This is a genomic window from Pseudoxanthomonas sp. 3HH-4 (assembly GCF_006716465.1).
In the GTDB taxonomy this organism is placed as follows: domain Bacteria; phylum Pseudomonadota; class Gammaproteobacteria; order Xanthomonadales; family Xanthomonadaceae; genus Pseudoxanthomonas_A.
This window is the reverse complement of the sequence record NZ_VFPB01000007.1, coordinates 178,143-197,463: the sequence shown is the minus strand read 5'-3', so window position 1 is coordinate 197,463 and position 19,321 is coordinate 178,143. Positions and strand designations below refer to the sequence as shown.

Annotated in this window: 22 protein-coding genes; 9 read left to right on the top strand and 13 right to left on the bottom strand. The window is 67.1% G+C overall.

The window, feature by feature from the left end; translation table 11 throughout:
• Window positions 1-143: 143 nt before the first annotated feature.
• From FB548_RS18445 to FB548_RS18430, 5 genes are read right to left on the bottom strand one after another with little or no spacing between them, the layout of a single operon-like run.
• The gene (locus FB548_RS18445; protein WP_142126267.1) at window positions 144-1,379 is read right to left on the bottom strand and encodes a hypothetical protein; all 1,236 of its coding nucleotides are present in this window, start codon (window positions 1,377-1,379) and stop codon (window positions 144-146) included.
• The gene (locus FB548_RS18860; protein WP_185742175.1) at window positions 1,376-1,642 is read right to left on the bottom strand and encodes a DUF2249 domain-containing protein; all 267 of its coding nucleotides are present in this window, start codon (window positions 1,640-1,642) and stop codon (window positions 1,376-1,378) included. Before FB548_RS18860 ends, FB548_RS18445 begins: the two co-directional genes overlap by 4 nt.
• Window positions 1,627-1,776, bottom strand: a complete 150-nt coding sequence (locus tag FB548_RS18855; protein ID WP_185742174.1) for a hypothetical protein — start codon at window positions 1,774-1,776, stop codon at window positions 1,627-1,629. Before FB548_RS18855 ends, FB548_RS18860 begins: the two co-directional genes overlap by 16 nt.
• 5 nt (window positions 1,777-1,781) lie before the next feature.
• Window positions 1,782-2,192: a SirB2 family protein gene (locus FB548_RS18435; RefSeq protein ID WP_345775918.1), complete on the bottom strand. Its 411-nt coding sequence runs from the start codon at window positions 2,190-2,192 to the stop codon at window positions 1,782-1,784.
• Window positions 2,189-3,445 carry an NnrS family protein gene (locus FB548_RS18430; protein WP_255470628.1) on the bottom strand — a complete coding sequence of 419 codons (1,257 nt, stop codon included), beginning with the start codon at window positions 3,443-3,445 and terminating at the stop codon, window positions 2,189-2,191. The genes FB548_RS18435 and FB548_RS18430 overlap by 4 nt, the downstream gene beginning before the upstream one ends.
• A gap of 164 nt (window positions 3,446-3,609) precedes the next feature.
• Here FB548_RS18430 and FB548_RS18425 point away from each other — a divergent pair, with 164 nt between their 5' ends.
• Complete coding sequence (locus tag FB548_RS18425) at window positions 3,610-3,849, top strand: hypothetical protein (RefSeq protein ID WP_142126265.1); 240 nt, start codon at window positions 3,610-3,612, stop codon at window positions 3,847-3,849.
• Between the two features lie 71 nt (window positions 3,850-3,920).
• Here FB548_RS18425 and FB548_RS18420 read toward each other — a convergent pair whose 3' ends face one another.
• The 7 genes from FB548_RS18420 to hemN form a co-directional block, all read right to left on the bottom strand.
• A complete protein-coding gene (locus FB548_RS18420) occupies window positions 3,921-4,526 on the bottom strand; it encodes a hypothetical protein (protein WP_142126264.1) in 606 nt (201 codons plus the stop codon).
• 165 nt (window positions 4,527-4,691) lie between these two features.
• A complete protein-coding gene (locus FB548_RS18415; RefSeq protein ID WP_142126263.1) occupies window positions 4,692-5,126 on the bottom strand; it encodes a hypothetical protein in 435 nt (144 codons plus the stop codon).
• A gap of 28 nt (window positions 5,127-5,154) precedes the next feature.
• A complete protein-coding gene (locus FB548_RS18410) occupies window positions 5,155-5,595 on the bottom strand; it encodes a hypothetical protein (RefSeq protein WP_142126262.1) in 441 nt (146 codons plus the stop codon).
• A 65-nt stretch (window positions 5,596-5,660) separates the two neighbouring features.
• Window positions 5,661-5,765, bottom strand: a complete 105-nt coding sequence (locus tag FB548_RS19090) for an excalibur calcium-binding domain-containing protein (protein ID WP_255470631.1) — start codon at window positions 5,763-5,765, stop codon at window positions 5,661-5,663.
• A gap of 412 nt (window positions 5,766-6,177) precedes the next feature.
• Window positions 6,178-8,451: a nitric-oxide reductase large subunit gene (locus FB548_RS18400; RefSeq protein ID WP_142126261.1), complete on the bottom strand. Its 2,274-nt coding sequence runs from the start codon at window positions 8,449-8,451 to the stop codon at window positions 6,178-6,180.
• Between the two features lie 516 nt (window positions 8,452-8,967).
• Window positions 8,968-9,723 (bottom strand): helix-turn-helix domain-containing protein, encoded by a 756-nt coding sequence (locus FB548_RS18395; RefSeq protein WP_142126260.1) that lies wholly within the window; start codon window positions 9,721-9,723, stop codon window positions 8,968-8,970.
• A gap of 19 nt (window positions 9,724-9,742) precedes the next feature.
• Window positions 9,743-11,140 (bottom strand): oxygen-independent coproporphyrinogen III oxidase, encoded by a 1,398-nt coding sequence (hemN, locus tag FB548_RS18390; RefSeq protein WP_142126259.1) that lies wholly within the window; start codon window positions 11,138-11,140, stop codon window positions 9,743-9,745.
• Between the two features lie 176 nt (window positions 11,141-11,316).
• Between hemN and FB548_RS18385 the strand changes: the two genes are divergently transcribed.
• The 8 genes from FB548_RS18385 to FB548_RS18350 all read left to right on the top strand — a co-directional run bounded on the left by FB548_RS18385 (window position 11,317) and on the right by FB548_RS18350 (window position 17,877).
• Window positions 11,317-12,561, top strand: a complete 1,245-nt coding sequence (locus FB548_RS18385) for a molybdopterin molybdotransferase MoeA (protein WP_142126258.1) — start codon at window positions 11,317-11,319, stop codon at window positions 12,559-12,561.
• On the top strand, window positions 12,558-13,118 hold the full coding sequence (locus FB548_RS18380; protein ID WP_142126257.1) for a molybdenum cofactor guanylyltransferase: 561 nt from the start codon (window positions 12,558-12,560) through the stop codon (window positions 13,116-13,118). Before FB548_RS18385 ends, FB548_RS18380 begins: the two co-directional genes overlap by 4 nt.
• A gap of 98 nt (window positions 13,119-13,216) precedes the next feature.
• Entirely contained in the window at window positions 13,217-13,387 is a 171-nt protein-coding gene (locus FB548_RS18375) for a periplasmic nitrate reductase, NapE protein (protein ID WP_142126256.1), read from the top strand.
• A gap of 3 nt (window positions 13,388-13,390) precedes the next feature.
• A complete protein-coding gene (napF, locus tag FB548_RS18370) occupies window positions 13,391-13,903 on the top strand; it encodes a ferredoxin-type protein NapF (protein WP_142126255.1) in 513 nt (170 codons plus the stop codon).
• Window positions 13,900-14,217 (top strand): chaperone NapD, encoded by a 318-nt coding sequence (locus FB548_RS18365; RefSeq protein WP_142126254.1) that lies wholly within the window; start codon window positions 13,900-13,902, stop codon window positions 14,215-14,217. Before napF ends, FB548_RS18365 begins: the two co-directional genes overlap by 4 nt.
• Window positions 14,214-16,706 carry a periplasmic nitrate reductase subunit alpha gene (napA, locus tag FB548_RS18360; protein WP_142126253.1) on the top strand — a complete coding sequence of 831 codons (2,493 nt, stop codon included), beginning with the start codon at window positions 14,214-14,216 and terminating at the stop codon, window positions 16,704-16,706. Before FB548_RS18365 ends, napA begins: the two co-directional genes overlap by 4 nt.
• A 10-nt stretch (window positions 16,707-16,716) precedes the next feature.
• Window positions 16,717-17,274 (top strand): nitrate reductase cytochrome c-type subunit, encoded by a 558-nt coding sequence (locus tag FB548_RS18355; protein ID WP_142126252.1) that lies wholly within the window; start codon window positions 16,717-16,719, stop codon window positions 17,272-17,274.
• Window positions 17,275-17,277: 3 nt separating this feature from the next.
• Complete coding sequence (locus FB548_RS18350) at window positions 17,278-17,877, top strand: NapC/NirT family cytochrome c (RefSeq protein WP_142126251.1); 600 nt, start codon at window positions 17,278-17,280, stop codon at window positions 17,875-17,877.
• A 4-nt stretch (window positions 17,878-17,881) separates the two neighbouring features.
• Here the strand turns inward: FB548_RS18350 and FB548_RS18345 are convergent, their stop codons facing one another.
• Entirely contained in the window at window positions 17,882-19,306 is a 1,425-nt protein-coding gene (locus FB548_RS18345; RefSeq protein ID WP_142126250.1) for a nicotinate phosphoribosyltransferase, read from the bottom strand.
• Window positions 19,307-19,321: the final 15 nt, after the last annotated feature.

The following is a 19,321-nucleotide window of genomic DNA, read 5'->3' as shown; positions in this document are numbered from 1 at the left end:
GGCGAGCCTGTCGAACTATGCTTTTCACTCAGACGCAGATCGGTAGCGACCCGTTGATCCCTCGCAAAGAGCGTGGTTCGACAGGCTCACCACGAACAGGGTCCGCCGTTCAGAACTTCCCGCGGGCGGGCGGTGCCGAAGAATCAGCCATCGTTGCGCCGCCACGTCGCCGCCTGGCGCCAGCAGTGCCATTGCCCGTGCAGGCTCACCGCATAGGCGATCGCGATCGCGAAGCCGGCGGTGCGGGCCATGACCGGTGCGAGCGCAGCCACCACCAGCAGCGAGTCCGCGATGACGTGCACGGCGAACGCGCGCCGCTTGTCCGCTTCCTCGAACAGGCTGCCCACGCCCGGTACGCGGATGCCCCGCGGGACGCGCTGGCGCAGTGCGATCCAGGTCAGGAAGCCGGTGATCTCCAGTGCCATGCCAACGACCAGCAGTGGCAGGCCGACGCCGAGGACCAGCATGCCGACCAGCAACAACGGCGTGCCGGACCACGAGGCCGTGACGCTCGCGGCAAGCAGGGCTGCGCAGCCCGCTTGCCAGAAGCGGCGCAACGTGGGATTGCGGCGATGCGGTGCGCGTGCCTGCAATACGAACACGGCGATGCTGAAGACGGCGAAGGGCCATGCCGCCACGCGCCACGCAGCGTCAGGCAGCAGCTTCAACTGTGCGGCGGCCACGATGCCGAGCGTTGCCAGCAGGCTGGCCTGCCACATGCGTGACCCTGCGGACGGCACCGCATGCGTGCCCTGCAGCATCGGCAGCGTGATGCTGCCCACGGCGGCCAGCAGGCCCAGGACCCAGCCCAGCGTGCCGGACATCGCGTGCAGGTCCACCAGGCCAGGTGGCGCGGGCACACGCCAGCCGGTGCGTGCAGCGAGCAGCAGCAATCCCAGCGCCGTCGTCATCGCCAGCGCGATCAGCGCCAGCCCGATGCCATGGCGGACGACGCGCTGCCCGCTGCCACGCAGGACGGCGACCAGCGCCAGCACCGGGAACACCGCAAGCGATCCGCCAAGCAGCATGCCGGCAGGCAAGGCGGACGCACGCGCTTGCGATGCCAAGGCGACCAGCAGCAGGACGGTGCCGAGGTTGAACATCGCGTGCAGCCACGGCACCAGGCGAGGGTAGGGAAGTGGACTGCCCGCCGCCACCGGCAGGAACTGCACCAGGCTGCCCAGCATCGCGTTGCCGAGCAGGCCCAGCGCGAGCATGTGCACCAGCACGAGCGTGGCCGGCGTCCAGCGCGAGAGCAACGCCACTTCGCCCTGCCACGCCAGCCACAGGCCGGCGACGACGCCCCAGGCGAGCGCGACCTGGAGGAAGCGCATCGGCACCGGAGGCGGCGGCGCCTGCGCAAACGCAAGCCCGCTCATGCTGCGCGCGGCGGTTCCAGTGCGTGCCTGTCCTCTGCGTGGCAGATCGCGATGCAGGCGCTGCCCGTGGTGCCCGCGTAGATGTGGTACGCGAAGCCCTGGTCATCGAGGATCGGCAGCAACGGTACGGGCGGGTGCGGTGTCAGCGCGACCAGCCGTTCGCCGCGCCGCAGTGTGCGCAGGCAGTCGAGGATGCGCTCCATCGGCTCGGGCGCCGCCAGGTCGCGCAGATCCAGTCGCAGCAGGTTCACGGCATGTGCCATGCGTCGTTCTCCGTCTCGTCCGGGGCGGATGCGCAGTCGAGCAGCACGCCCGCCGCATCCAGCGATTCGCGAACGCAGCACGCACAGGTGGCGAAGGCGTCCGGTAGCAAGGCAGTGTCCAGCGAAGTTTTCATGTCGTTCAATTCCCCAGCCAGAGCAGCCAGCCCAACGGGTCATGCGCGCGCGCGATGCCGTAGACCTGCAGGAAGCACAGCACGGCCGCGCCCATCAGCAGCGCACGCGCAGCGGCCCCGCGTGCGGGACGGAAGGCCGCGATGCCCAGCGCGACATACGCGACAAGAAAGGCGATCTTCGCCACCAGCCAGCCATTGGCGAACAGGCCGGCCGGGAGGATCGTCAGCAGCATCATCGCGCCGGTCAGCAGCACCGTGTCGATGCTGTAGCTCAGGTAGCGCACCGCTGCGGCGCGTGGCCAGTGCATGCCGGCCAGCAGGGCGAGCGCACGCAGCGCGAACAGCGTGCCGCTGGTCATCGCGGCACCCATGTGGACCAGTTTGATGTCGGGATAGAACGTCATCATGGCGCTCATCCCGGCCTCCCGTCCGCACGCGGACGCAGGTAGATGCCGCCGATGCGCCCGACCCACGGCGCCAGCGCCAGCAGCCAGCCCACGGCGGCGGCGGCCTGCCACGCCATCGCATCCGGCGCGATATCCGCGACGATGCGCATCACCGCCACCCCCTGGATCGCGATGAAGGCGAACCACGCCACTTTCGGCATTACCAGCGGCCGTCCCGAATGGCCTTGCGTCACCCGTGTCACCATCGCCACCAGCAGGCTGCCGAAGAACCCGATGAACATCGCATGCATCGGTGCGCGCCCGAGCACGAACTCATCGGTGGCGAGGAAGGTCACGCTCTGCAGCACGTACAGCAGGAACGTCACCGGCAACCACGCGGTGCCGATGAATAGCACGGCAAGCAGGCTTGGCATCCTGCCGCGCGGCCACCACCGATGCACCGCCCATGCGGTGAGCACGAGCAGCGGCACGTCCGCCAGCCACAGCCACGCATAGACATGCATCAGCTCCAGAGCGAGATGCAGCATCAGCAACGCCCACACTGCGCCCAGCCACGGCAGCGAACGCCACGGCACGTAACCCGGCACCACGTTGCCGGCAAAGAACGGGAACATGCGGTGCGCCACCGTCACGTACACCGGCAGCAGCAGGCCGAAACTGCCGAGCTTGATGCTGGCGAAGGCCCAGGTCGGCGATGCACCCAAGGCGAAGGCGATGAACATCACCAGTCCCAGCCAGCCCAGCAGCAACCCGGCGAAGCACGAGCGCGCATGCCAGGTCTTCGCGCTGTCGTCGGCGAGCAAGCGGCCGAGTGTCAGCAGCGCGGCGGTCCAGCCGGCCAGCGCCATCCACAGGCCCACGGTCAGCCCCGCCTGCCAGCCTGCGACGCCGAGCAGGATCGCCAACTGTCCGCCCATCAGGCCCAGCCCCACCGGCACGTAGTGCCAACGCTTCAGGTCGGCCATGCCCATCCAGCGCGGGAACACGGTCAGCAGGAAACCGAAGATGAAACTGGGCAGCACCAGGTACTGCATCAGGAACGCGTGCAGCCAGCCGGCGTAGATCGCGGTCTCGGGCATCGTCCACAGGCCCCAGCGTGTGGCCACCAGCCATAGCGCCCACCACAGCATCGCCAGCAGTACGTTGCCGGCGCCGATGAAGAACATCAGCCGGTGCGGCGCATGCGCCAGCCACGCGGGCGACAGGCCGGGCATCGGCGGCGCGGCACGCGGACGGGCTGGAGGAACGATGTCGATCTTCATGCAGGCAGCTTGCCCGCGCCCGCATGCGCTCGCCTTGACATGGGTCAGGCGGGCCGCGATTCGGTGGCTGTCGTCGTCTTGATCCGGGTCAAGGCCCGGTGAACGGCAAGCGCCTACAGTCCCGTCACCCGCGCAAGCGCCCATCAACGACGACAGGAAGCCCGATGTCCGACCACGCATCCTCCACGCAACGTCAGCAGGCCATGACCGAGGCGCTTCGTGCCTGGGACCCGGAAGCCGAAGTGACGATGGAATCCGGCACCGGCCGCCTGGTCGTGATGACCACGCTGCCCACCGAGCGCGTGATCGCCATCCTCAAGGAGGCCGGCGAACATGCGGAAGCCGGCGAGAACGAATCGCGCGGGCATAAGGCGGGGCAGTGCTGTGGTGGGTGTTCGCATTGAACTACGCGCGCTCGTGAAGCCGCCTTGCTTATCGGCGGCGTATGCGGCCGCTTGCACCCCTCGACGGACGATCAGTTTCCCGAGTTTCCTGCTGGGCAGTTCAGGTAGGACGTGAGGGTCTGCTCCCAAGCCGTCGCTCCGTCGAAGGCTTCATCGAGTCCGCTGCCATTGTCCCGCAAGAAGGCGCCCATGCCGTGCTGGATCATGTAGCGGGGCACGTAGTCAGGCGGACCGATCCGGCGGATTTCGGCGCACAAGGCGGCAAGACGTGCCGGATCTTCCTTCATCTTCATCGTGGCTTGCTGGAACCCGTCCTTCTTCTCTCTGGGGAGGGGGCCAAGCGCCTGCATCTGCAGCGCGGTGATCGCCTGGTGTGCGCTTCTGTCGGTCACGCGGAGCGTGTCGAAGCGCCCGTAAGTGCCTGCAAGCGCGTACAGCAGGGTGGCGTTCTCCAGGTTGCCGGCAGCGACGCAGGCGGCAACCCCCTGGTAGAGATCTGCCGGCGTATCCGTGCTTCTGGCGGCGGCGGAGTCGATGCAACCGAGTGGATTTTTCGACTCAAGGTTGCCTTCGGTCTGGTGATCGACGACAACTGCAGTGTCGTTCCGGGCGCAGCCCGCTACCCACCATGTCGCTGAGATCGCGAGCAGAAAAAACGCCGTCCTTGCGACTGCCATGGGACCTCCGGAGATTTCGTGGATAACGGAACGTGGCTAGGTTGGAGCAAGTAGTCCGGGTAAGGCCAAAGGCCGCACCCGGGGAAACGTAACGCATCCGTATGGATCGCCCCGGGTGCGCTGGGCTTACCCGGGCTACGCTGGCTCTTACGCGAGCCCGCTCGATCAGGGCTCGCAGCCACGCAACCAGAGGCCGAACAGCCCCGCCTCGGGAAAGACAAACATGCTGAGAAACGCCACCAGGAAGGCGGCAAGAACGAGCGAAACAATCGCGTAGGCGATCGCGTTCGTACGCGCCCACCAGCCCATGTGCACGCGCGTGCGGAAGAATACCGATGTGCCGGGTGCGGGATACTGTCCGGACCGCCATATCCTGAAGGCACTCCGACTGGACAGACAGGCGAAGCTCGCCAGCGCCGCCGTGGCTGTCATGACGACGACCCACATCCAGGGGAGCTGCTCGCAGAAAGGCAGTTCGGCCGCATGTTGATCGTAAAGGTGCGCCGTCAGGAACAGTGCCCCCCCGCCGAGCGGCGGAAGAAGGATCTTGCCGAATGCGATCAGTCGTTCGCGTGGCGTCGGGATGATGTAGGCGGGCATGAAGAGATGGGTTCCCTATCCGCAGTGCCTAGGGAAGGCATTGGAGGACAAGCCTGCGGATCCGCGGCGTGCCCTCCACGACCAGGGAGCAGGCGGACTCCGTATCGGCGCAATGCAACGAGTTGCCGTCTTCGCTGCGAACGAAGCCGTCGAACCTTTGCTTTGCGTCGTCCAAGGTGCCGGCGACGCAGATGCCACGGCCCGTGCACGAGCCCTGCCGTGAGGATGCGAGATGCTCTACACGGCCCGAGATCAGGTAGGCGTGAGCCTTGTCGAATACCCACTCCTCTTCGTAGTGCTCACCGTCCATGGCATTCCGGGCGATCGGCGTGCCGTAGGCCTGCACAAGACGATTGGCCGGCGCGGCGACGTCCACTCCATCGATCCGCATGAGGTCGGCGGGACAGACCTGCGCGACTGCCGGCGCCTGGGCGAGGATTATGACGACTGCGAAGGGAATCGTGAGCATGACGGTCGCTCGGGTTTGCGTCGCAGGAAGGGTCACGAGCGATGAACGATGGCGGACGCATGCGATTAGCTGCACCACTGGTTCTCGCAAGGAATCCCATCCCGATCGCCATCCATTTTGGTATTCGGACAGTGCTGGATGAAATATGTCGCTTCTGCGCAGGACCGCATCTGCGAGCAATGCGTTCGTCCATCGCAGCTGTATGAGGATGCGCGTGAGGGGGGTGGTCGAACGACCGATTGCTGCCCCCAAGGTCGGTCAAACTGCGATGGCGTGGCTGCGATCCGCACGGTGCTCGCCGCTTGTGTCTGGAGCGCACGCTTTGTCTTGTACAGATCGTAGGTATACAACCCGGCCACGCAGACGGCCATGATCACGAGCAGGCTGGTCAACCTCATGGCGACTCCTGAGCAAGTGGCTCGGGCAAGGTCTCATGGTCGGCAATCCTTGCGGTGATGGCGCAGGATGGCGGCGCGGCGGTATGGCCGTCAACAGACAAAAAGAGAGCCGCTTTCGCGGCTCTCTCGCTGCAACCTGCAGCAGGTGGCCCGGCCTCCCCACCCGGAGAGGCCGGTTCCAGGGTCAGGCTTCGCTCGGTTGCGCGACGGGCAGGGGTTCGCGGCGCGGGGCCAGCCACAGGCTGGCGACGAACCACGCCAGCGCCAGCGCGCCCACGCTGAAGAGCGTATCGGCCGGGACGCGCATCCATACCAGCATGTCCACGATCGGCTGCTGCATGAACTCCGCCGAACGCGCGAACCAGTAACCATGCTCCAGCGCCGCGTTTAGCTGCAGGATGCCCAGCGGCAGCAGGGTCAGCAGCGACATGCCGGCCAGGCCGATGTTGAGCGACCAGAACGCGGTCTTCAGCAGCTTCTCGTTCCACACCACGTCCGGCTTCAGGCCGCGCAGGCAGAACAGCATCAGGCCGATGCCGAGCATGCCGTACACGCCGAACAGCGCCGTGTGGCCATGGTTGGGCGTCAGGTTCAGGCCCTGCATGTAGTACAGCGGCAGCGGCGGATTGATCAGGAAGCCGAACAGGCCTGCACCCACCAGGTTCCAGAACGACACCGCGATGAAGAACTGGATCGGCCAGCGGTAACGCTGCATCCACGGCGTCGCCCTGCCCATCTTCCAGCTGTGGTACGCCTCGAAGCCCACGTAGGCCAGCGGCACCACTTCCAGGGCCGAGAAGCTCGCGCCCAGGGCGATCACCGCCGTCGGCGTGCCGGTGAAGTACAGGTGGTGCAGCGTGCCCAGTACGCCACCAGCCATGAACACGATGGTGGCGAACAGCACCGCCACCGTGGCGGTCTTCGTCTGCAGCAGGCCCAGGCGGGTGAACAGGAAGGCGATCACCGCCACCGCGAACACCTCGAAGAAGCCTTCCACCCACAGGTGTACCACCCACCAGCGCCAGTACTCCACCATCGACAGGTGCGTGTGCTCGCCCCACATCAGGCCCGCTGCGTAGAACAGGCCGATCGCCACGGTGGACAGGAACAGCAGGCTGACGATGCTGCGCGACTCGCCTCCGTTGCGGATGGCCGGCCACAGCGCGCGGCCCACCAGCACCAGCCACAGGGTCAGGCCGATGAAGAGGAACCACTGCCAGAAGCGACCCAGGTCGACGTATTCCCAGCCCTGGTGGCCGAACCAGAAGTTGTGCTCCAGGCCCAGCTTCTGCATCACCGCGAACCATTGTCCGGTGAACGCACCGACCACGATGATGATCAGGCACGCCCACAGGAAGTTGACACCCAGGCGCTGGAACTTCGGTTCATGCCCGGAGATCGCCGGGCCGATGTACAGGCCCATGCCCAGCCACGCGGTGGCGATCCACAGCACCGCGAGTTGCGTATGCCAGGTGCGCGTGAGCGAGTACGGCAGGATGTCGGCCAGCGCGAAGCCGTAGGCTTCCTGGCCTTCCACCTGGTAATGCGCGGTGATCGCACCCAGCAGGATCTGTACGATGAACAGCGCGATGACCACCCAGAAGTACTTCGCGGTCGCGCGCATCGAGGGCGTGATCCTGATCTTCGCGAGCGGATCGCTCTTGGGCAGCACCGGCGCCATCTCGTCGCCGTGGTTGACCGCGTAGTGCCAACCCAGCAGGCCGATGCCGGCGATCAGGAACAGCACGCTGAAGACCGTCCACATGAAGGCGCTCGGCGGCGGCGTGTTGCCGACCAGCTCATCCGCCGGCCAGTTCGCCGTGTAGCTGATCTTCTCGCCGGGACGCTCGGTCACCGACGACCAGGCGGCCCACCAGTAGAACGCGGTCAGCTGGCGACGGTGTTCGGCATCGGGCACGGTGTCGTTGCGCATGGCATAAGCCTCGCGCAGGTCGCCGGTGGCCGGATCGGCGGAGAACAGGCTCTGGTAGTGCAGGCCGACCGTGGCGATGGCGTCGGCGCGGTCGTTCGACAGCGTGATCGTGCCCGTTGCGGCGTCATGGGTGTTCGGCCGCATCAGCGCCTGCACGCGCGCGGCGTACGCCGCCTGCGTGGCGGCATCCAGCTGCTTGTAGCTGTCCGCGCCGGTGTCGCGCTTCGCCCATCCATCCAGGATGGCCTCGGCCTCGCGGTGCAACCAGTCCGCGCCCCAGTCGGGCGCCACGTAACCGCCGTGGCCCCAGATGGAACCGAGTTGCTGGCCACCGATCGACTGCCACACCTGGCGGCCGGTCTCGATGTCCTTGCGGGTGAAGATAACCCGGCCGTCCTCCGCCACGACCTGCTCGGGCAACGGGGGCGCCTGGCGATGCACTTCGCTGCCGACCCAGAGCAGGACGGCGAACGACGCAATGAGCAGGGCCGCCAGCCCCACCCACAACTTGCGTGTCGAATTCATGATGCGGCTCTCCTGAAGGAACGGCCGCATCATCGGCGCGCCGGCCCGGGGGCTCCATGACGCAGGTCAAGCGGGGGTGGAATAGGGCGCTGGGTGCTTCTGTAGGAGCGACGTAAGTCGCGACCGGAGACTTTCCGGCCTTCGTAGCGCGGATCGGCCGTTGGGCCGTGCGGTCGCGACTTACATCGCTCCTACAAGGAATCGCGTCCCTCGAAGGGGTCAAGCGGTCAGCGAATCGGACGCCGTGTTTTCTCTGTAGGAGCGACGTAAGTCGCGACCGGAGACTTTCCGGCCTTCGTAGCGCGGATCGGCCGTTGGGCAGTGCGGTCGCGACTCACATCGCTCCTACAAGGGATCGCGTCCCTCGAAGGGGTCAAGCGATCAGCGAATCGGACGCCGTGTTTTCTCTGTAGGAGCGACGTAAGTCGCGACCGGAGACTTTCCGGCCTTCGCAACGCGGAACGGTAGCCGGGTCGTGCGGTCGCGACTTACGTCGCTCCTACAGGGGGCATCGCCTCAATCCCGCAGCACGCTCAGCGCGAGGGCTTCCAGGCGGGGCAGGTCGAGGATCTCGACATCGCGCTGCTTGATGTGCAGAAGGCCGTCCTTCTCGAAACGGCGCAGCACGCGGCTGACGGTTTCCGGGGCCTGGCGCAGGTAGTTGGCGATGTCGGTGCGTGCCATGGTCAGCTGGAAGCGGCGCGGCGAGAAGCCGCGTGCGGCCAGCCGGCGCGATAGGCCGATCAGGAACGCGGCCATGCGTTCGTCGGCCGTGTTGTCGCGCGCGAACAGCGAGGCTACGCCGATGTCGCGACTCATCAGCTTGAACAGGTGCGCCTGCAGGTTGGGCAGGCGTGCGGCCAGCAGCGCGATCTTGGGGAACGAGAACCGGCACAGCATCACCGTGTCCAGCGCGATGGCGTTGCACGGGTATCGGTCGCCGTGGATGGCGTTGAGGCCGATCACCTCGCCGGGCAGGTGGAAGCCGAGCACCTGTTCGTGCCCATTGCGGTCGATCTGGTAGGTCTTCACCGTGCCCGCGCGCACCGCGGCGATGGCGCCGAACGGATCGCCTTCGCGGAACACGTGCTCGCCCGCGCGCAGCGGGCCCACGTGTTCGACCAGCACGTGCAGGTCCATGAGCGCGCGCTTGTCCATGCCCTCGGACAGGCAGGCCTGCGAGAACGCACACGTGGAGCAGAAGTGCAGGGCATCGCCATCGTCGGCAACCACGCTCGCGTCGGTGCGCGGGAAGACCAGCGGCGAGGTCATGCGGATACTCCCGTCGAGGTCAGACCGTGCGCGAAAAGCGAGGCGTCGAGGCTGCGGCGGTGGGAAGGTAGCGATCGAAGCACATCGCGATGATACGCAACAGCAACCGCCCGTGCGAGGTCGCGCGCAGTCCGTCGGCCGTCAGCTCCACCAGGCCGTCGTCTTCGAGCGGGCGCAGGCGCGCCAGGGCATCGGCGAAATAGGTCGTGAAGTCGATCACGTGGCGCCGCCCGAGGTCGCGGTAGTCCAGTGCGCCGTCGCACATCAGCCGCTGGATCACGTCCGCGCGGATCACGTCGTCTTCTTCCAGCCGCATGCCGCGCCACACCGGCAGATGGCCCTGGTCGATGGCTTGCTCCCAACTGCCCAGGTCGCGCGGGTTCTGGCTGAAGCTCGGGCCGATGTGGCTGATCGCGCTGACGCCAAGCCCCAGCAGGTCGCTCTCGGCGTGCGTGGTGTAGCCCATGAAGTTGCGGTGCAGGTCGCCGCGTTGCTGCGCCAGCGCCAGGCTGTCGCCGGGCAGGGCGAAGTGATCCATCCCGATGTAGACGTAGCCGGCTTCGCCCAGCTTGTCGATCGCGCATTGCAGCAGGCCCAGCTTCACTTCTGGCGAGGGCAGGTCGTCGGCGTTGATGCGTTGCTGGGGGCGGAACATCGACGGCAGGTGCGCGTAGCTGTAGATCGCCAGGCGGTCGGGTCGCGCCTCCAGGGTGGTGTCGAGCGTGCGCGAGAAGCCCTCCAGGCTCTGCTTCGGCAGGCCGTAGATCAGGTCCACGTTCACCGACTGCAGGCCATGCGTGCGGCAGGCCTCGATGATCGCCAGCGTCTGTTCGACGCTCTGGATGCGGTTGACCGCGCGCTGCACCTCGGGGTCGAAATCCTGCACGCCCAGGCTGGCGCGGTTGAAGCCGGCAGTCGCCAGTTCGCCGACTTCGTCCGGCGTGATGAAGCGCGGGTCGAGCTCGATCGAGCAGTCCAGCCTGGAGGCGGGCGCGAACGAGAACTGCCTGCGCAGCACGTCCATCACTTCGGCGATCTGCGCGGGCGACAGGAAGTTGGGGGTGCCGCCGCCGAAGTGCACCTGCTCCACGTCGCGGTCGCGGTCGAACAGCGCCGACATCATCGCCACTTCACGGTACAGCCGGGTGAGATAGGCGGCGCCGCGCGCGGTATCGCGGGTGATGATGCGGTTGCAGCCGCAGTAGAAGCACGGACTGGTGCAGAACGGGATGTGCAGGTAGAGCGACAGCGGGCGCGGGATCGGGTCGCCGTTGGTGATCGCCGCCATCTCGCGCAGGTCGGCTTCCTGGAAGCCCGGCGAGAACTGCGGCGCGGTGGGATACGAGGTATAGCGCGGCCCAGGCGTGTCGTAACGCCGCAGCAGCTCGGGATCGAACAGGGAGGACAGGCTGGCCATGGGTGCAGCCTAGGCAAGCACCACGGGACTGTCCTTGATATGGGTCAATCGGCCGCGGCTTTCCGTCGCAGGCTTCAGGGTCGTGAGGGCCGCGGGCTCGCGCGCCCAGGTTGGCAATACTCCAGCGCGGCACTAGGCTGGAGCCGGCCGTCAGGCCTTGGGCACAGGGAGGCGCAGTGATCGGATACCACGAGGCATTGGCGCGGATGCTGGAGGGCGCGCGCCTGCTCGCCGTACAGCAGGTCGCGCTCGCCGCAGCGACAGGTCGCGTGCTGGGCCGTGACGTGGTGAGCGGCATCGCATTGCCGCCGTTCGACAACGCGGCGATGGACGGCGTCGCGCTTGCATCGGGCGGGCAGCCACGGGTCGCCGGGAGCGAGTGGGAGATCGCGGCCCGGATCGGCGCGGGCGACATGCCGCGGGACGATGCGGCATCCGCGTGGGAGATCATGACCGGTGCGCCGCTTCCGGCGCGCGCGGACATCGTAGTGCCGGTGGAGCGCGTCGAGGCACTCGCCGTGCGGGACGCAGGGGCACCGCGCATCCGTTTGCTGGCGCAGGCCGAGCCGGGCGCGAACATCCGGCGCCGGGGCGAAGACGTGCCGACGGGATGCGTGGTGCTGAAGCAGGGCACGTTTGTCGGCGATGCACAGATGTTGCTGCTCGCCGGGCTGGGTATCGATCGGGTCGACGTGGCGCGCCGCCCGCGTGTTGCGGTGCTGGCGACGGGCCGCGAACTGGTGGCGCAGGGCCAGCCGTTGCCGCCGGGCGGCATCCATGACGCGACCTCGCCGTATCTCGCCGCCGCCCTGGCGACCGCGGGCGCGGAAGCCGTGCGTGTCGTGCGCGTCGGCGACGAGGTGGCGGATTTCCAGGCTGCGCTCGATACGGCGCTGGCGGACGGTGTCGACCTGGTGTTGAGTACGGGCGCGGTATCCAAGGGCCATTACGACTTCATTCCATCCGCACTGGACGCACGCGGCGCGGAGCGGCGTTTCCACGGTGTGGCGTTGCGCCCCGGCAAGCCGGTGTTCTGTGCGCGGTTGCGCGAGGGGCCCTTGTTCGTCGGCCTGCCGGGCAATCCGCTGTCGACGGTGGTGGGCTTCCGCTTCCTGGTCGAGCCGCTGTTGCGCGCATGGCTGGGCATGTCCGTGGAACAGGAATGCCGGTTGCCGCTTGCCACCGCATGCAGCAAGCGTGTCGGGCTGCATGCCGCTTTCCATGCCACGCTGCGCAGCGACGGGGAAGGGTGCATGCGCGTGCATGTCGGCGCGGAGCAGGCCTCGTTCCGCCTGCTGCCTTTCTCGCAATCGTCCGCATGGATCACCCTGCCTGCGGAAACGGAGTACGTCGAAGCAGGCACGCTCGTGCGGGTGCATGGCTACAGCCATCTGCGGCCCCCGCCGTGGACCCCGGCATGAATCGGCCGTTGCCCATGTGGCGTGCCGTCCTGCTCGCGGGTGGGCGATCGTCGCGGATGGGCACGGACAAGGCACTGCTGCCATGGGGTGATGGCACGTTGCTCACGCACATGCATGCGTTGCTGCAGGCGGCGGGCGCACGTGAGGTCATCGTCAGCGGCGATCGTCCCGGCTTCGACAGCGTGCCTGACACGCAGCCCGATACCGGTCCGATGGGCGCGCTGGCACAACTCGCCCCACGCCTGCGGGATGGCGCCTGGATCGTGGTGCCGGTGGACATGCCCCTGCTGTCGTCCGGACTGCTGCAGGCACTGATGCGAACAGGCGCCGACTGCGCCTGCGTGGAAGCGCATGCCTTGCCGATGGCATTGCGCCTGGATGCCGGCGTGCGCGCCACGCTGGAGGAGATCGGCGATCTCACGGGGCGTGCATGCTCGCTGCGCGCGTTGCAGCAGCGATTGCATACCGTCCATCTGCCGTCATCGCCATGGAAGCAGGTGCTGCGCAACTGCAATACGCCGGAAGACTGGGTTGCGCTGCAACATCGGATGTCCTGAGCATCGCTCTCCGATGGCCGGGACGGGGCTGCTACACGAATGTGATAGCCTGCGGCCGCAGCATCGTCGCACCAGTACCCACCCGCAAGGTAGGCAACATGGAGCAGAGCGAAGGATCAGCCGTTGCGAGCAAACAGCAGGAGCGCACCGCGTTCCTGTTGCTGACGGTAGTCATCTTCCCGTTGATGGCCGTACTGATCGTGGCCGGATACGGCTTCCTCGTGTGGATGTGGCAGATGCTGTTCGCCGGTCCGCCGACGGGGCCCTGAGCGATGGACGATGTCCGCTCGATATCGCGTCGTGCCCTGCTGTTCGGCCGCGCGGCGCCCGTACCGGCATCCGTCGTCTTCCGTCCGCCCTGGGCCAGGCCCGAGGCTGAATTCACGCGTGCCTGCACGCGGTGCGATGCCTGCGTGCGGCAGTGCCCGCAGCAGGTGCTGGTGCGTGGCGCGGACGGCTTGCCGCGTTTCGACGCGACGGCGGGTGAATGCACGTTCTGCGGCGAATGCGTGGCCGCCTGCGACAGCGACGCGTTCGCTCCTTCCCTCGATCCCCCGTGGACCCTCATGGCGCAGGCTGCGGATCGCTGTCTCTCTGCGCGCGGCGTGGTCTGCGCCAGTTGCCGCGACGTGTGTCCCGCGTCCGCCATCCACGTGCCGCCCGCAGCGCGGGGCGCGGCCATCGTCGACGCGGAACGGTGCACGGGCTGTGGCGCCTGCGTCGGCACGTGTCCCGTGGATGCCATCACCCTGCAGCACGTACCGGCCACGGAGGCCATCGCATGAGCCCGCCAGGTCCTGAAGCCGAAGTCCACATCGCCAGCTTCGTGGTCCAGCACCGCGACAGCGCATCGAAGGCGCTCGCCGCGATGATCGACACGCACGACGATCTCGAACTCGCACTGGGCGGCGATACACGCAGCGTGGTGATCTGCGAATCCGCCGACCGCCATGCGGTGATGGAGCGCGTGGACCAGCTGCAGTCGGTGCCGGGCGTGTTGAACGTGCTCCTGGTCTACCACCACGCCGAGCCTGCGCGTGCGCTCGATGAGCCCCTTCCCAGCCTGTCCATCCTGTCCGCGACCGGAGCCACGCCATGAGCACACGCCGCGAGTTCATCCGCCACAGCGCGCTGGCCACGGCCGCCGCGGCTGCCGGGCTGCCGCTTGCCGGGAGCGGCAGCAACGTGGTCACCGAAGGCGACCGGACGACGCTGAAGTGGGACAAGGCGCCGTGCCGGTACTGCGGCACGGGCTGCGGGGTGAATGTCGCCGTGAAGGAAGGACGCGTGGTCGCCACCCATGGCGACGTGCATGCGGAAGTCAATCGCGGCATCAACTGCGTGAAGGGCTACTTCCTGTCCAAGATCCTGTACGGCGCCGACCGCCTGACCCAGCCGCTGCTGCGCAAGAAGAACGGCGTGTACGCCAAGGATGGCGACTTCACCGCCGTGAGCTGGGACGAGGCCTTCGACGTGATGGCCGCGCAGTTCAAGCGCGTGCTCAAGGAGAAGGGCAGCGACGCGATCGGCATGTTCGGCTCGGGCCAGTGGACGATCTTCGAGGGTTATGCCGCCAACAAGCTGATGAAGGCCGGGTTCCGCAGCAACCACATCGATCCGAATGCGCGCCACTGCATGGCGTCGGCCGTGGCGGGGTTCATGCGTACCTTCGGCATGGACGAACCGATGGGCTGCTACGACGACATCGAGGCCGCCGATGCGTTCGTGCTGTGGGGCTCCAACATGGCCGAAATGCATCCGATCCTGTGGACCCGGGTGACCGACCGGCGGCTTTCGCACCCGCACGTGAAGGTGGTGGTGATGTCCACCTTCGAGCACCGCAGCTTCGAGCTGGCCGACATCCCGATCATCTTCAAGCCGCAGACCGACCTGGTCATCCTCAACTACATCGCCAACCACATCATCCGCACCGGCAAGGTCAACCAGGCGTTCGTCGACAGGCACACCACGTTCAAGCGCGGCAACGACGACATCGGCTACGGCCTGCGTCCGGAACACCCGCTGGAGGTCAAGGCGAAGAATGCCAAGGACCCGAACGGCGGGCAGCCGATCAGCTTCGAGGAGTTCGCCGCCTTCGTCGCGCCGTACACGCTGGAGAAGGCCGTCGAGATGACCGGCGCGGAGCGTGGCTGGCTGGAACAGCTGGCCGAGCTGTACGCGGACCCGAAGACGAAGGTGATGTCGTTCTGGACCATGGGCTTCAACCAGCACACGCGCGGCGTGTGGGCCAACAACATGGTCTACAACATCCACCTGCTGACCGGGAAGATCGCCACCCCGGGCAACAGCCCGTTCTCGCTGACCGGCCAGCCCTCGGCATGTGGCACCGCACGCGAGGTCGGCACCTTCAGCCACCGCCTGCCGGCCGACATGGTGGTGACAAATCCCGAGCACCGCAAACACGCGGAAGAGATCTGGAAGCTTCCGCACGGCGCCGTCAATCCGAAGGTCGGCTACCACGCGGTCGAACAGAACCGCGCGCTGAAGGACGGCAAGCTCAACGCGTACTGGGTGATGGTGAACAACAACATGCAGGCCGCCGCGAACCTGCGCGAGGAGACCTGGCCGGGCTACCGCAATCCGGACAACTTCATCGTCGTGTCGGACGCATACCCCACCGTCACCGCACAGGCGGCGGACCTGATCCTGCCTGCGGCGATGTGGGTGGAGAAGGAGGGCGCCTACGGCAACGCCGAGCGGCGCACCCAGTTCTGGCATCAACTCGTGAAGGCGCCCGGCGAGGCCCGCTCGGACCTGTGGCAGCTGATGGAGTTCTCCAGGCGCTTCACCACAGACGAGTGCTGGCCGGCCGAACTGCTGGCCGCGAACCCGCAGTACAAGGGCAAGACGCTGTTCGACGTGCTGTACCGCAACGGCAACGTGGACAGGTTCCCGACATCCGACATCGAAGCCGGCTACGCCAACGACGAATCCGCGCTGTTCGGGTTCTACGTGCACAAGGGGCTGTTCGAGGAGTACGCCGCGTTCGGTCGCGGCCACGGCCACGACCTGGCGCCGTTCGACGACTACCACAAGGCGCGCGGCCTGCGCTGGCCGGTGGTGAAAGGCCAGGAGACGCGCTGGCGCTATCGCGAGGGCGCCGACCCGTACGTCAAGCCGGGCAAGGGCTTCGAGTTCTATGGCAACAAGGATGGCAGGGCGGTGATCTGGGCGCTGCCGTACGAGCCGGCCGCCGAATCGCCGGATGACGAGTTCGACCTGTGGCTGGTCACGGGTCGCGTGCTGGAGCACTGGCATTCGGGTTCGATGACGATGCGCGTGCCCGAACTGTACAAGGCGTTCCCCGCCGCGGTGGTGTTCATGAATCCGGACGACGCGAAGGACCGCGGACTCAAGCGCGGCGACGAGATCATCGTCGCGTCGCGGCGGGGCGAGATGCGCTCGCGCGTGGAGACGCGCGGCCGCAACCGGATGCCGCGCGGGCTGGTGTTCGTGCCGTGGTTCGATGCCGGGCAGCTGATCAACAAGGTCACGCTGGACGCGACCGATCCGATTTCCAAGCAGACGGACTACAAGAAGTGCGCCGTCAGAGTCGTGGCCGTCTAGGAGTACGCCCGTGCAGAACAAGCATCTCTGGATCGCGGTTGGGCTGACCGTCGCCCTGATGGCGCTGGTCTTCGTGGCGGGATGGATGACAGGTCGCCCGGACCGGCACGAAGCGCCGGTGGCGGCGGTGTCCACGCCCGTGGACGCGCGCGCGGTCTTCGTGCCCGGCGCCGGCCAGATCGATGCCCTCCGGCGCGGCGTGCCGGTGGACAAGGAGGGCCATCCCCCGCCGATGGCGCACGTGGAGAACGCCGACCTGAGGCGCGCGCGTGCCTACCCGATGCAGCCGCCGACCATCCCGCATGCCATCGACGGCTACCAGGTCGACAGGAACAGCAACCGCTGCATGCTGTGCCACGCCCGCGCCAATGCGGCCACCTTCCAGGCGCCGCCAGTCAGCGTGACGCACTACATGGACCGCGACGACCAGTTCCTGGCGACCATCTCGCCGCGACGCTACTTCTGCAACCAGTGCCATGTCGTGCAGACCGATGCGCCGGTGCTGGTGGCGAACCAGTTCCGCGACATCGACAGCGTGCTGTCGTCGCCGCCGGCCGCGAAGGAGTAGCCCATGTGGTCACGGATGAAACAGCGGGTAATGGGCCTGTGGCGCACGTTGCGGCTGCCCAGCCGCCATTACAGCCTGGGCTTCCTGACGGTAGCGGGGTTCCTGGCGGGCGTGATGTTCTGGGGCGGGTTCAACACCGCGCTGGAAGCGACCAACACCGAAGCATTCTGCACCAGCTGCCACGAAATGCAGGACAACGTCTTCGAGGAGCTGAAGACCACCATCCACTACACCAACCGCTCGGGCGTTCGCGCCACCTGCCCCGATTGCCACGTGCCGCACAACTGGACCGACAAGATCGCGCGCAAGATGCAGGCATCGAAGGAGGTCTGGGGCAAGCTCTTCGGCACCATCAACACGCGCGAGAAATTCCTGGATGAGCGCCTGATCCTGGCCACGCACGAGTGGAACAGGCTGAAGGCGAACGATTCGCTGGAGTGCCGCAACTGCCACGACTACGATTCGATGGACCTGACCCGCCAGGGCTCGCGCGCGGCGCAGGTGCACAAGCTGTGGCTCGGCACCGGCAAGAAGACCTGCATCGACTGCCACAAGGGCGTCGCGCACCACCTGCCCGACATGACGGGCGTGCCGCAGGGGTGAGGGCCTAGAGCCGCGCGGTTTCGGCGCGGGCGCGGATCTCGGCGAAGGTCCAGTCGCGCAGCAGGCGGCCGTCTTCCCACACGGTGACCATGGCGTCCTCGTAACCGGCAGGTTTTTCCACGTCGTCGAGCGATGCGGCGGCCGGTGGCACGGGCACGGTACGGAAGCCGCCGTACTCGCGGTGCTGCAGCAGCGTCATCCGGCCACGCTTGCTCTGCTTGCCCTTGTCGGTGACGGGCTCCTTGTAGACATCGATCCATGCACCGTCGACGCGCGCGGCGGAGCACTTCAGCGCGAACTTCTGCGTGTCGCGGTCGAGACGCTGCAGCAATGCGCCCCCCATGCCGAAGGCCAGGTTGTCGGTGGCGTAGCCGGCACTGGTGATGCGTTCCAGGATCGCGCGCAGGCTGGTGGGGTTGATGCCGTCGCCCTGGATCACGCGCACATGGTTGAGCACCCGGTAGCCCTTGCCATTGACCGTGTGGCCGAACGCGTCGTCCAGCAGTTCCAGGCACTGGTGCACCACCGCGACCGGGTCGCCGGAATCGGGGCGGATCACCACCGTCGCGCCCGATGCGATCACCTCCTGCCGCAACGTGGTACCCCAGTGCTCCTTGATGGCATGGAAGATGTCGTAGCTGTCCGACACCACCGCCACGATCGCGCCCGGCTTCGCGAACTGGCGCAGCATGTTGCGGTAGGCATCCACCTCGTGCTCGCGGCCCCAGCTGGTGATCGTGCTGTGTTCGGCCGCCGGGATCGAAAAGCCCGCCATCGGCTCGTGGTAATGCGCTTGCGCCAGCAGCAGGCCCGACACGGTATCGGTACCGAGGAAGTTGACCAGGTGCGCCGCGCCGCCGAGGGCGGCGGACTCGACGCTCGAGACGCCGCGGCTGCCGAAGTCGTGCAGCTTGAAAGGCAGCTGGCCGGCCGGATCGTCGCTGGTGCGTTCGAGGAACTGCCGGGTCGTCTGCTTGGCGTGCCAGCTGATGGTCGCCACGGTGATGGGGTACCAGATCCGCAGCAGCATCGTTTCGACGTACGACGGAACCCAGAATGCCTGCGGATCCGTGGATTCGATCGTCATCAGCGCCTGGTGCGTGGGCACCACCGTGCCTTCGGGCACCGCGCGGATGCGGAGGGGCAGGTGGCCGCCATGGCGGTCCACGATGTCGCGCCAGCCGGCCTCGTTGAACGGCTCGCCGTGCGCGGCGAAGACATCGCGCGCCTGGTCCACGTCGGCGTGGGTCACGGGGTGCGACAGGTACTCCTTCAGGATGGCCTGCAGGCCGAAGAACACCGTGCGGTCATGGATGCCACCGCGCGATTCCACGTAGAAGAACGTGGCGTCGGTACCTGGCGGGTACTGCAGCCAATGGCTGGCCTTGTAGCTGTCGGTGTTGAGCAGGAGGTTGCTCAGGCATCGCATGGCAGGGGTTCCGCG